We start from the raw sequence: 13,461 nt of genomic DNA, 5'->3' as shown, positions 1-13,461 counted from the left end.
CTTACTTCAACGAAGATGTACGGAAATTCGTATCGAAATCGTCTGTATTCCAAGGAGAGGAGTGAGCAGATGGTTTATTTAGGAATGATTTTTTTCAAAATTGTGATGCCTATTTTACTATTATTAGCACTTGGAGCGATTTTGCAAAAAAAATTCAAGTTTAATTTGAAGGCACTATCCCAATTAATCACCTATTGTTTTATGCCAGCAGCGGTTTTTAGCAATTTATATGCAACAACGATTGAGCTTTCGGTATTAGGGCAGGTGGCTTTCTTTATCGTGCTTTTCATTGGTAGTCAAATGATACTGAGTCATTTTATAGCGAGAGCGTTGCACCTACGAAAAACAGAGGCGGCTGTATTTAAAAATAGCGTGGTGCTCATTAATTCAGGGAATTATGGTATTCCTGTAGCCCAAATGATTTTTGCTACCCAGCCAATTGGTGTAGCGATTCAAGTCATTCTTGTTATTTTTCAAAATATGACGACCTATACATATGGTCTGTATAACTTGATTTCCTCCACTAAATCAGGGTTAACCATTGTGAAGGATTTCTTGAAAATGCCGATTATTCATGCACTACTAATCGGTGTGCTTATGAATTATTTTGATGTAACATTACCTCCATTTATTCAAATTCCTGTTGAACATGTGGCAGATGGCTTTGTGGCAGTTGCACTTATTACTTTAGGAGCACAGTTATCACAACTTGAAATAAAATCCATGTTCAATAAAACGGTCTTTATTAGCTGTTTTACACGACTGATTGTAGGGCCAAGTATTGCTTTAGGCGTTATTTTATTACTAGGCTTAGATGGCGTTGTAGCACAATCTTTATTAATAGCGAGTGCCTTTCCTACTTCACGTAATAGCTCTAGCTTAGCATTGGAATATGATGTGGAATCTGCTACAGCGGCACAAACTGTTTTATTTTCAACGATTGTGAGTTGTTTAACAGTAACAGTTGTTATTTATTTAGCAGAGTTGTTATTTGCTTAGCTTTCTGCTAAACTGACATCAAACTTAATAGTGATTAACTAGGGGAGTCCGATAAGTCGGGCTGAGAGGGAAACACAGTGAAGTTTCTTGACCCTTTGGACCTGATCTGGCTCATACCAGCGTGGGAAAGTTAAGAAATTATTGCTTCAAGTAATAATATTACCTTTACGTGTATAGTCGGATCCAATTGTTATTGGATTCGGCTTTTTCATTTTGTTGGGTGAGCTTAGTTCGGTCCTATCAAAACAATAATAAGGGAGCGAAATGTGTTATGCCAACAGTTAGTGAGAAAAACATGACGATTATGTCCAGCTTTGAAGGAAGTCAGAAGGTATATATCGAAGGTTCACGTCCAGATATTTTGGTGCCAATGCGTGAAATTAGCCTGAGCCCAACAACAGGTAGCTTTGGAGAAGAAGTAAATGCGCCTGTACGTATTTATGATACGAGTGGTCCGTACACAGATCCAATGCATACAATAGATGTGACGAAAGGTTTACCCGCGTTGCGCAGTACGTGGATTCGTGAACGTGGTGATGTAGAGGAATATGAGGGCCGTGCTATAAAGCCAGAGGATAATGGGTTTCGTAAAATAGATGATCCACGTATGCAAGAAAATATTTTTCCTAATTTAGTGAGAAAGCCATTGCGTGCTAAAGAAGGTAAAAATGTGACACAACTACATTATGCAAGGAAGGGCATCATTACACCTGAAATGGAGTTTATCGCAATTCGTGAAAATATGGACGCTGAATTTGTACGTGCAGAGGTGGCGGCAGGACGTGCGATTATCCCAGCCAACATTAATCATCCAGAAGCAGAGCCAATGATTATTGGACGTAATTTCCATGTGAAAATCAATGCCAATATTGGAAATTCAGCGGTATCCTCCTCTATTGCAGAGGAAGTAGAGAAAATGACTTGGGCAACACGCTGGGGTGCGGATACAATGATGGATTTATCGACAGGTAAGCATATTCATACAACAAGAGAATGGATTATTCGTAATGCCGCAGTTCCTGTTGGCACAGTGCCGATTTATCAGGCATTGGAGAAGGTGAATGGCATTGCGGAGGATTTAACATGGGAGGTCTACCGTGATACGTTAATTGAGCAGGCAGAGCAGGGAGTCGATTATTTTACAATTCATGCAGGTGTGCTATTACGTTATGTTCCATTAACAGCAAACCGTGTGACGGGCATCGTGTCTCGTGGTGGCTCTATTATGGCACAGTGGTGTTTATATCATCATCAGGAAAATTTCCTGTATACGCATTTTGAAGAGATTTGCGAAATTATGAAGAAATATGATGTGGCTTTTTCACTAGGTGATGGCTTGCGCCCAGGCTCTATTGCAGATGCCAATGATGAAGCCCAATTTGCTGAATTAGAAACATTAGGCGAATTAACACAAATTGCGTGGGAGCATGATGTCCAAGTGATGGTAGAAGGACCTGGACATGTACCAATGCATTTAATTAAAGAAAATATGGACAAGCAATTAGAGCTATGTAAGGAAGCACCATTTTATACATTAGGGCCGTTGACGACAGATATTGCACCAGGCTACGACCATATTACATCTGCCATTGGTGCGGCAATGATAGGTTGGTTTGGTACAGCGATGTTATGCTATGTAACACCAAAGGAGCATTTAGGTTTGCCGAATCGTGAGGATGTGCGAGTAGGGGTGATTACTTATAAAATTGCTGCACATGCGGCGGATTTAGCAAAAGGACATCCTGGCGCACAACAACGAGATGATGCACTGTCAAAGGCACGTTTTGAGTTTCGTTGGCGTGATCAATTCAATTTATCATTAGACCCAGAGCGAGCAATGGAGTATCATGATGAAACATTGCCAGCAGAGGGAGCAAAAACGGCACATTTTTGTTCGATGTGTGGACCGAAGTTTTGCAGTATGAGAATCTCGCAGGATATTCGTAATTATGCGAAGGAGAAAGAGTTAAATACAACAGAGGCAATTCATCAAGGCATGCAGGAAAAAGCAGCTGAATTTAAACAGGCAGGTAGCCAGATTTATCAATAAAAAAGCCTCACCTATTGCAGCATATTTATAGACAATCGACAGCTAGTATCAATATGAAAGCACCATACAATGTAAATAATTTACACAATGTATGGTGCTTTTCGCATTTATTTAAGCATTTGCTGTTTGCTTCACATATGGGTTTGAAAGGTCCATACCTTCTAAAGAAAGTCCTAACGCTTTCGCTACACCTTCACCATATGCTGGATCCGCTAAATAGCAATGAAGAATATGACGACGTTTAATGAACTCTTCTACTGGAGCCATTTCACTTGCTGTTGTCTCGAATAGACGTTGCTGTTCTTCAGCCGTCATCAAGCGGAATAGCTTACCTGGTTGCTCAAAGTAATTATTGTCATCTTCACGGAAATCATGGATACCTGCATGTCCATCAATACGTAGTTCAGGCTCTTTATAATCTAAATTATGTTCCCATTCACCATAGCTATTTGGCTCATAACCCATAGTTGAACCAAGATTGCCATCAAAGCGCATTGCACCGTCACGATGGAATGTGCGGAATGGACATTTTGGTGCGTTCACAGGTAGCATATAGTGATTCACGCCTAGACGGTAACGCTGTGCATCTGCATAAGCGAAAATACGACCTTGTAACATTTTATCTGGTGAGAAGCCAATACCAGGAATGATGTTAGATGGTGCAAATGCTGCTTGCTCAACCTCTGCAAAATAATTATCTGCATTTTTATTTAACTCAAACTCACCAACTGGAATAAGAGGGAAGTCTTTTTTATACCAAACTTTCGTTAAATCGAAAGGATTATATGGTAATTCGCGTGCTTGTTCTTCTGTCATCACTTGAATGTACATTTTCCATTTTGGGAAATCCTTGTTTTCGATTGCTTCATATAAATCACGTTGAGAAGATTCACGGTCTTTACCGATAATCTCAGACGCTTCAGCACCAGATAAGTTTTTAATACCTTGCTCTGTGCGGAAATGGAATTTTACCCATACACGCTCATTTTCTGCGTTGATAAAGCTATATGTGTGTGAACCAAAGCCGTGCATATGACGGTAACCATTTGGAATACCACGGTCAGACATAACAATTGTCACTTGATGAAGTGCTTCAGGCAATGAAGTCCAAAAATCCCAGTTGGAATTGGCATTATGCATATTTGTACGAGGATCACGTTTTACCACATGGTTTAAATCTGTAAAATGTAATGGATCACGGAAGAAGAAGACAGGTGTATTGTTACCTACTAAATCCCAGTTACCTTCCTCTGTATAGAATTTTAAAGCAAAACCACGGATATCACGCTCAGCATCTGCTGCCCCACGTTCACCTGCTACTGTAGAGAAGCGCGCAAACATTTCTGTTTTCTTACCAATCTCTGAGAAGATTTTTGCTTTTGTATATTGTGTAATATCATGCGTTACAGTAAAAGTACCAAATGCACCTGAACCTTTTGCGTGCATACGACGTTCAGGAATTACTTCACGGTTAAAGTTGGCTAATTTCTCAACTAACCATACATCTTGTAGTAAAAGAGGACCACGAGGACCCGCTGACATGGAGTCATGATTACTTACTACTGGAGCACCACCTGCTGTTGTAAATCGACGGCTACGTTCATTGGAATTTGTCATATTCGTTTTACCTCCTAAAAAAATGTTAGTCAAACTCTTCATCAATAACTATAACAAATCTAAAATAGAATTGCTAGTAAATTATAATTATTCTTGTTAAGTAATTTCTAAAGTAGTTTATTAATTCTGACTATAGCTATTTTTTACGATAACGACTAGGTGTTGTACCCATATGCTGTTTAAAGATTTTAATAAAGTAATTGGCATCTTCAAAACCGTTTAACTGCGCGATTTCACTAATCGAAAAATCTGTTTCTACTAGCATTTTTGTTGCATGTTGTATTCTTATTTGCTGTACATAACGCTTAAAAGGGATACCTTGTTTTTTAGCAAAAAGAGCACTTAAGTAATTGGGGCTAATGCCTAGCCGATGTGCTACAAATGATAATGATAATGTACTATCTTGGAATTGCTGGTCAATGACTTCGATGGCTACTTCAATATAATCTGCTCTTTTCTCTGAACGCACCTCACGCGCTAATTCAATCAATTTTTGTGTAAATGAGATGATGCCATTTAAAATAGTATAAAATATGGGGTGCTCTAAAATTAAATGAAAAAGCTGGCGGTAATGCTGCTCAAGGACAGCCTTCTCATGTAATTTATATTTCAGCATAAAGCGGCGAATTTGCGCTAATACGCTTGTAAGATGGATGCGTAAATCATCTTGCTCATAGTAAATATCCTCATGTGATAAACGATATAAAAATACTTTAACTGCCTCGATATTGCCATCTTCTAAACTACTAATTAACAATTGCTGTTCTTCGGGTGTCAGTAATGGGTCAAGTGGCTGTGTTTCTAGCTGCTTGCTTGTATAAAAAATATGTCCAAAGCCCTCGTAGAAGCTACGGTGTAATGTACGTTGTGTTAAAAGGTACATTTGCTTTAATGTTGAGAGAGGTCCATCGTAAATCCCAATATTTAAAAAGCTACTATTCGTCAATTGCCATTCCTTCATTAATGTACGCACATCTTTTTCAACAATTTTTAAATCATCTGTTTGGAATAGACAGACGATTTTATCTGTTAATGGGTATACCTGCATGGAATCATAAATGGGTGTTTGCTGAAGCCACACATATAATTTGTTGAACATATCCAGATGCTCAGGTTCAATCATTGTGAAATAAAAAGTTGTTTTTAGCGAATCTGTTGGACTATCTAAAAATAATCGATAATAGAAAGAATTATCTAATGGCGTTTGCTTTATTTCGTCAACTTTTCTTGTACGAAGTGAAACAGTCATTAATTTTTGCTTAAACAACTCTAAGTCAATTGGTTTTACGAATAGATGTGCAACTTGTAGCTCAATTGCTTTAAGCGCATTTTTAAATAACGGCTCTGCAGTCATGGCAAAAATAGTGCCTGTATACTGCTGTAACAGGCGATAAAGAGCAGTGGAGCGATTATTAGCAATTACATCAATATTTAATAAAATGACATCTGGCTCAAATTGTTGAATGGTGTGAGAAGTCTCTGTCATAGCTGAGCAAATTTCAATTATCACATCTCCAGGGAAATATGTTTGTAAAAACCAACGAATCCCTGTTAAATCGGTTGGATCTCGATCAATTAATAATACTTTCATTTGGATATACCTTTCGTAAAAAAATCTAATTTTATAAAAGAATGCGGTTACATTATTAAAAATAACACAGAAATACATAAAAAATTCTATTTTCTCTATTAAAATTCTCTATTTTCTGAAAAGGGAAATTTGTACAATAGAATCAAAGAGCATTACATCGAATTTAGGGGGATCTGAAATGAAGTCGGTAATCGAACTTGATGGCAATACATTAACAAGACAGCAAATTGAAGAAATTGTAAAAGGGAATGCTACGGTAGTGCTATCTGCGGGCAGTGTAGAGCGTATCCGTTTAAGCAGAGAGCGCATTGAAAAACGTTTAGCGGAAGGGCAAACGATTTACGGTGTGAATACAGGCTTTGGACAACTGAGCAATATTAAAATAGCAGATGAGGATATTGAATTACTTCAATTAAATTTATTGCGCTCAGATGGTATGGGGGTTGGAGAGCCGTTCCCAACAGATGTTGTACGTGCCATGATGGTACTACGAGCGAATGCTTTAGCTCGTGGATTCTCTGGTATTCGTGAGGAAACCGTACAATTACTAATCGAGTTTATTAATAAAGGTGTACACCCTATTGTTCCGTCACAGGGCTCTGTAGGCGCAAGTGGTGATTTAGCGCCATTATCACATTTAGCTTTAGTGTTAGTTGGTGAAGGTAAAGCTGAATATGAGGGTGAAGTATTGAGTGGCAGTGAGGCATTACAGCGTGCTGGTTTAACAGCTGTTCGCTTACAAGCCAAAGAAGGATTAGCACTTGTGAATGGTACACAGGCTATGACAGGTATTGGTGTATTAACGGTGAATGAGGCGGAGCGTATTGGGCTTGCAGCAGATATGGCAGCTAGCTTAACACTAGAGGCATTAAAAGGTATTATTTCCGCGTTTGATCCAGCACTTTTAGCTGTACGACCGCATCCAGAGTTAGAGCTTGTAGGTGGGCGCATCCGTAAATGGCTAGAGGGCAGTCAACGTATAACGAAGCAAGGAGAAGTACGTATGCAGGATGCTTATTCACTGCGTTGTATTCCACAGGTGCATGGTGCATCTTGGCAATCATTCTTCTATGCACAGGACCGTGTACAAACAGAGATGAATGCAACAACGGATAATCCAATTGTGTTAGAAAACGGTGAGGTATTATCAGGAGGACATTTCCATGGTCAGCCAATTGCTTTAGCGATGGACTTCTTAAAAATTGGTGTCTGTGAATGGGCGAATATTTCAGAGCGTCGTACAGAGCGTATGGTCAACCCACATCTAAATGGTGATTTACCACCATTTTTAGCGGTGAATCCAGGGCTTGAATGTGGCTTAATGATTGCTCAATATACTGCAGCATCTATTGTTTCGGAAAATAAAGTATTGGCACATCCATCGAGCGTGGATTCTATACCGACATCTGGTAACCAAGAGGACCATGTAAGTATGGGGACAACTTCTGCTCGCCAAGTACGTCAAATCGTCCACAATGCAGCACGTGTTATTGCGATTGAGATGATTAGTGCATCACAGGCTATTTATTTAGATAAAGCAGAAGATCAATTATCGGCAACAACGAGAAGTTTCTTAGAGAAAGTACGTGAATTCTGTCCACCGCTTGAAACAGATAAGGTCATTGGTGAAGAGATTGATGCTTTAGCAAACTATTTATTAAAAAGTAATACATTAGTAGAGTTAGCTAACTAAAAAGGAGTGTGTTTTTTATGGTATTCAAAACAAGTATTCGTGCACCACGTGGGAATGAATTAACATGTAAAGGTTGGACACAAGAGGCAGCTATGCGTATGTTAATGAACAATTTAGATCCTGAAGTGGCAGAAAATCCAGATGAATTGATTGTTTATGGCGGTATCGGAAAAGCAGCACGTAATTGGGAGAGCTACGAACAAATTATTGCTTCATTAAAAGAGTTAGAAAATGATGAAACATTGCTTGTGCAATCAGGGAAGCCTGTAGCGATATTCCGTACACATGAAAATGCACCACGTGTGTTAATTGCTAATTCTAATTTAGTCCCTGCATGGGCAAACTGGGAGCATTTTTATGAATTAGAGGATCGTGATTTGATGATGTATGGTCAAATGACAGCAGGTAGCTGGATTTATATCGGGGCACAAGGTATTTTACAAGGAACTTATTTATCGTTTGTAGAAGCGGGTAAAAAGGTATTTGGTACAGCGGATTTGCGTGGTAAATTCATTTTGACTGGTGGCATGGGTGGCATGAGTGGTGCACAGCCATTAGCAGGAAAAATGGCTGGTGCTGTTATTCTAGTAGTAGAGGTAGAGCGTGCACGTATCGAGCGTAAGATTAAAGAAGGTTACTGTGATTACATCGTGGAAACAGTGGATGAAGCTATAGAATTAGTAAATAAACTACGTGAGCAAAAAGAGCCTGCTTCCATTGGTCTTGTAGGTAACTGTGTAGACGTGAATCGTGAGTTGCTAAACCGTGGTATTATTCCTGATTTTGTGACAGACCAAACATCTGCACATGACCCAATCAATGGCTATGTACCAAATGGTATGACATTTGAGGAAGCACTGGCACTGCGCAAAAATGATGTGAAAACATATGAGCAAAAAGCAAAAGAAACAATGGCTGAGCATGTTCGTACAATGTTAGAGTTCCAACAAGCAGGTGCAGAGGTATTTGATTATGGTAATAATATCCGTGCGTATGCAAAGGAAATGGGTGTAGAAAATGCTTTTGATTTCCCAGGTTTCGTACCAGCATACATTCGTCCATTGTTCTGTGAAGGAAAAGGACCTTTCCGTTGGGCAGCATTATCAGGTAACCCAGAGGATATTTATAAAACAGATGCATTAGCGAAAGAAATGTTTGGTGATGATGAAGGGCTTGTCAACTGGATTGATATGGCGCAAAAAATGGTGAAATGGCAAGGGTTACCTGCACGTATTTGCTGGTTGGGTTATGGCGATCGTCATCGCTTTGCATTGAAAGTGAATGAAATGGTAGCGAGCGGTGAATTATCAGCACCGATTGTTTTCGGACGAGATCATTTAGATTCTGGCTCTGTTGCATCACCAAACCGTGAAACAGAGGGCATGAGAGATGGCTCAGATGCGGTATCTGACTGGCCAATTTTAAATGCGCTAGTGAATACGGCTGGTGGTGCAAGCTGGGTAAGTGTACATCACGGCGGTGGTGTAGGTATGGGTTACTCTCAACATGCAGGGCAAGTCCTTGTAGCAGATGGCTCCCAGCTAGCGGCAGAAAAAATTGCCCGTGTATTAGTATCAGATCCAGGTATGGGTGTTGTACGTCATGCGGATGCAGGTTATGATATTGCGATTAACACAGCGAAAAACAAAGGTGTGCGTATGCCAATGTTAAAGGATGATGCAAAGTGACAGTATTAATTAAAAATGCCAATGAAGTCATTACATTGAATAATGGTGTGGCAGGACCTCGTACAAAGGAGCAAATGCGTGATATTGCCATTGTGGAAAATGGCAGTGTGTTATTGGATGGCGATCGTATTGTAGCAGTTGGCTCCTTGTCGCAGCTAGAGGCAGAGTATGCAGAGTTAATTGCACAGGCACAAGTTATTGATGCAACAGGCAAAATCGTGATGCCTGGTCTTGTGGATTGTCATACGCATTTAGTGCATGGTGGTACGCGTGAGCAGGAGTTTAATATGCGATTGAATGGCTCCACATATATGGAGATTATGAATGCTGGCGGTGGTATCCATGCCACAACAAAGCGTACACGAGAAACAAGCTTTGAGGAATTGTATGACAAAACAAGGAAGCATTTAGATATGTTTTTAAAGCATGGTGTGACAACCGTTGAGGCGAAATCAGGCTATGGTTTAGATTGGGAAGCAGAGAAAAAGCAATTAGAAGTGGCGAAAAAATTACAGGCTACACATGCAGTTGATGTTGTTAGTACCTTTATGGGCGCACATGCAGTACCACGCGATTATAAAGGACGTGAGGATGAGTTTGTTGATATTGTCATTCATGAAATGCTACCACAAGTAGCTGAGCTAGGGTTAGCGGAATTCAATGATGTCTTCTGTGAGCATGGTGTCTTTACGCCTGAGCAATCCCGTCGCATTTTAGAAGCGGGGAAAGCATTAGGATTAACGCCGAAAATTCATGCCGATGAAATTGAACCATATGAAGGTGCAGAGTTAGCTGCTGAAGTAGGGGCGATTTCTGCGGAACATTTACTTGTTGCATCAGATGAAGGAATACGTAAAATGGCGGAGGCTGGGACGATTGCTGTGTTACTGCCGGGTACAGCATTTTTCCTACGTGCACCATTTGCGAGAGGTCGTTTAATGGTTGATGAAGGTGTGCCAGTGGCGATTTCTACTGACTTTAATCCAGGTTCCTCACCAACAATTAGCTTGCCGTTTATTATGAATTTAGCATGTATGAACATGGGGATGACATTAGAGGAAGTATTAACAGCGACGACGATTAATGCAGCCTATGCGATTAATCGAGGAGAACAAATTGGTTCTCTTGAAGCTGGAAAACAAGCAGATGTAATTGTATTGGATGTTGCCAACTATAAACAATTACAATACTTCTATGGTATGAATCATACCAACACAGTCATTAAAAACGGTCAGGTCGTTGTGCAAGATGGGGTTCTTTTACAACATTAAATCGTTACAGAAAAAGCATAAATGGTGCAGAGATGCATTATTTATGCTTTTTTCATGTAGAATATGAATAAGAAAGGGGCTCGTGGATGTGCAACTGACATTAACATTTCTTATTTTAGGAATTACGATTTTGGCCTTTATTACGAATAAAGTACGAGTAGATCTTGTGGCTATGCTGTCATTGCTGGCATTTGTCATTACAGGTATTTTAACACCTGTAGAAGCACTTGCTGGTTTCTCTAATTCAGTTGTTTTGATGATTGCAGGATTATTTATTGTAGGAGCAGGTCTTTTGAGAACAGGACTTGCTGGTATGGCAGGACAACTATTATTAAAATGGTCTGGGAATAGTGAACTGAAATTATTTACACTATTACTCATTATCGTTGGTTCAGTTGGGGCTTTCATGAGCAATACGGGTACTGTTGCATTGATGATGCCAATCGTTGTTAGTATTGCGATTAGTATCAAAGAAAGTCCTTCGAAATTTTTGTTACCACTTTCCTATGTAGCAAGTCTTTCGGGGCTGATGACACTAATCGCTTCTCCAACGAACTTGATTGTGAGTCAATTATTGGTTGATCGAGGTTATAAGAAGCTTAGCTTTTTTGAAATAACGCCGATTGGTATCGTGGGGATGCTTGTAGGGATTACGTATTTAGTCATTATTCGTAATCGTTTATTGCCAAATGATAAGAGAGAGATTCAAACAGGTTCAAGTTATACATTATCGCCTAAGAAAATTATGCGACAATATGACTTGAATAATCATTTGTTTAAAATTTTTGTGCCAGAAGGGTCTTCTATTATTAATGCTTCACTAGCAGAGCTTAAATTACCAGCTAAGTATTCGCTTTGTATGATGAAAATTCACCGAAAATCGCTGGAGGGAATAAATTTACTTCCTATGACCTATCAAGAAATGGCGGGACCAACTAGTGTTATACATGCTAAAGATGAGCTGTACGTACAGGGCGATGAAGAAAACGTCCATCACTTTGCGGATGCTTATGGCTTAGAAATGCAAGAATTAGCAGAAGGAGAAGCGGACGAGTTAGTATCGAAACATCTGGGTATTGCTGAGGTACTATTGACACCTAATTCTAGCTTTATCAATGAAACAGTAAGCTCATTAGGTTTCCGTGAAAAATATAATTTGAATATTATTGGTATTAATCGTAGAGGTGGCTATCAAATGCAGAACATGGTAGAACATCGTTTAAGATTTGGTGATGCGATTCTAGTGCAAGGTGCTTGGGATGAAATTTTACTACTTGCGAAAGAGACACAGGATGTTGTGGTAGTGGGGCAACCAAGAGAGCATGCAAGTGTAGCGGCGGCTACTGGTAAGGCTGGGGTAGCTGGCGTAATTATGCTTGCGATGATTATGTTGATGGTTTTTGAAGTTTTCCCTGCTGTGATTTCTGTGATGATTGGGGCTGTGCTCATGATCTTAACAGGCTGTTTACGCAATATGGAGGATGCATATAATCATATTAATTTTGAAAGTATTGTTCTTGTTGCGGCTATGCTCCCAATGGCGACTGCTTTGGAGAAAACGGGTGGTATGGTATTATTATCAGATATTATTATTCATGCACTTGGTAGTTATGGTGCTTATGGTGTACTGATAGGTGTCTATGTTGTAACAGCTGTCTTTGGGCAATTTATTAGTAATACCGCCACAGCCGTTTTGTTTGCACCTATAGCTATGAGTGCTGCAATAGCGATGGATGCAAATCCGACCACATTTATGATAGCTGTTGCTGTTGCAGCAAGTATGGCCTTCGCTACACCAATTGCTTCTCCGACGAATTCATTAGTAATGACGGCGGGTGGCTATAAATTTATGGATTTCGTGAGAATTGGTATACCTTTACAAGTGATTATGTTCATCGTTATGGTGCTTATTATTCCATTATTATTTCCGTTTTAATTATGGACTTCGTATAGAGGTTTTCTATACGGAGTTTTTATATTATGAAGCTGATATTGAGGAAAAGGGAATTTTATGTTTGTTGTATATTCGAAGTGTGTGGTAATATTAGAGTAATTTGCAGTACAAAAGAAATCATTTGAACTTTGTTGAAAGTGTAATGATAGATATTTTCTTTTGCGCCTTTATATAGGAAGTTTTTCAATGAAATAAAAAAATGAAAACTTTTTATAGAAAAAGTATTGACCTTTATTAAAATACAGTATAATATTATACAAGTCGCCACGGTGACGAGCTAAAAATAACATGAACCTTGAAAACTGAACAAACAAAGTGTAATCAATAAAGTAAGACAATTTTGGACATCATACCAAAATATGATGCCAGCAATGTTTTTTGTGCGAAAGCGTAGTGAAACATAGCGTCAGCAATTTTTTTATGTATCGAAAGCGAAGCGACAGATACAACAATGAGATTTGAGCTATTCAAATTTCTCTTTTATGGAGAGTTTGATCCTGGCTCAGGACGAACGCTGGCGGCGTGCCTAATACATGCAAGTCGAGCGGACGAAGAAGGAGCTTGCTCCTTTGACGTTAGCGGCGGACGGGTGAGTAAC

At 39.4% G+C, this 13,461-nt stretch carries 8 protein-coding genes, 1 rRNA gene and 1 riboswitch; of the genes, 7 read left to right on the top strand and 2 right to left on the bottom strand.

The window, feature by feature from the left end:
- Positions 1-69 precede the first annotated feature (69 nt).
- On the top strand, positions 70-999 hold the full coding sequence (locus OPF91_RS16615) for an AEC family transporter (protein WP_264990052.1): 930 nt from the start codon (positions 70-72) through the stop codon (positions 997-999).
- Between the two features lie 30 nt (positions 1,000-1,029).
- Positions 1,030-1,144: riboswitch (TPP riboswitch) on the top strand.
- A gap of 126 nt (positions 1,145-1,270) precedes the next feature.
- Entirely contained in the window at positions 1,271-3,049 is a 1,779-nt protein-coding gene (thiC, locus tag OPF91_RS16610) for a phosphomethylpyrimidine synthase ThiC (protein WP_264990051.1), read from the top strand.
- 111 nt (positions 3,050-3,160) lie between these two features.
- Here the strand turns inward: thiC and OPF91_RS16605 are convergent, their stop codons facing one another.
- Together OPF91_RS16605 and OPF91_RS16600 are read right to left on the bottom strand one after the other, a co-directional pair.
- On the bottom strand, positions 3,161-4,666 hold the full coding sequence (locus tag OPF91_RS16605) for a catalase (RefSeq protein WP_264990050.1): 1,506 nt from the start codon (positions 4,664-4,666) through the stop codon (positions 3,161-3,163).
- 136 nt (positions 4,667-4,802) lie between these two features.
- The gene (locus tag OPF91_RS16600; RefSeq protein ID WP_264990049.1) at positions 4,803-6,257 is read right to left on the bottom strand and encodes an AraC family transcriptional regulator; all 1,455 of its coding nucleotides are present in this window, start codon (positions 6,255-6,257) and stop codon (positions 4,803-4,805) included.
- A gap of 178 nt (positions 6,258-6,435) precedes the next feature.
- Here OPF91_RS16600 and hutH point away from each other — a divergent pair, with 178 nt between their 5' ends.
- The 5 genes from hutH to OPF91_RS16575 form a co-directional block, all read left to right on the top strand.
- Complete coding sequence (gene hutH, locus OPF91_RS16595; RefSeq protein ID WP_264990048.1) at positions 6,436-7,950, top strand: histidine ammonia-lyase; 1,515 nt, start codon at positions 6,436-6,438, stop codon at positions 7,948-7,950.
- Between the two features lie 17 nt (positions 7,951-7,967).
- Entirely contained in the window at positions 7,968-9,638 is a 1,671-nt protein-coding gene (gene hutU, locus OPF91_RS16590) for a urocanate hydratase (protein ID WP_264990047.1), read from the top strand.
- A complete protein-coding gene (hutI, locus tag OPF91_RS16585; protein WP_264990046.1) occupies positions 9,635-10,909 on the top strand; it encodes an imidazolonepropionase in 1,275 nt (424 codons plus the stop codon). The genes hutU and hutI overlap by 4 nt, the downstream gene beginning before the upstream one ends.
- Positions 10,910-10,991: 82 nt before the next feature.
- On the top strand, positions 10,992-12,845 hold the full coding sequence (locus OPF91_RS16580) for an SLC13 family permease (protein ID WP_264990045.1): 1,854 nt from the start codon (positions 10,992-10,994) through the stop codon (positions 12,843-12,845).
- A gap of 497 nt (positions 12,846-13,342) precedes the next feature.
- Positions 13,343-13,461 (top strand): 16S ribosomal RNA (locus OPF91_RS16575); the annotation flags it as partial.

The organism is Lysinibacillus piscis (genome assembly GCF_026012395.1).
Taxonomy (GTDB): domain Bacteria; phylum Bacillota; class Bacilli; order Bacillales_A; family Planococcaceae; genus Lysinibacillus; species Lysinibacillus piscis.
Note: the sequence above shows the minus strand (reverse complement) of the source record. Positions and strands in the feature narration are given on the sequence as shown.

Excerpts from the sequence above, each read along its gene's own strand:
- hutH (WP_264990048.1), top strand. The coding sequence starts at position 6,436 with ATGAAGTCGGTAATCGAACTTGATGGCAATACATTAACAAGACAGCAA.
- OPF91_RS16600 (WP_264990049.1), bottom strand. The coding sequence starts at position 6,257 with ATGAAAGTATTATTAATTGATCGAGATCCAACCGATTTAACAGGGATT.
- OPF91_RS16615 (WP_264990052.1), top strand. The coding sequence starts at position 70 with ATGGTTTATTTAGGAATGATTTTTTTCAAAATTGTGATGCCTATTTTA.
- OPF91_RS16605 (WP_264990050.1), bottom strand. The coding sequence starts at position 4,666 with ATGACAAATTCCAATGAACGTAGCCGTCGATTTACAACAGCAGGTGGT.
- thiC (WP_264990051.1), top strand. The coding sequence starts at position 1,271 with ATGCCAACAGTTAGTGAGAAAAACATGACGATTATGTCCAGCTTTGAA.
- hutU (WP_264990047.1), top strand. The coding sequence starts at position 7,968 with ATGGTATTCAAAACAAGTATTCGTGCACCACGTGGGAATGAATTAACA.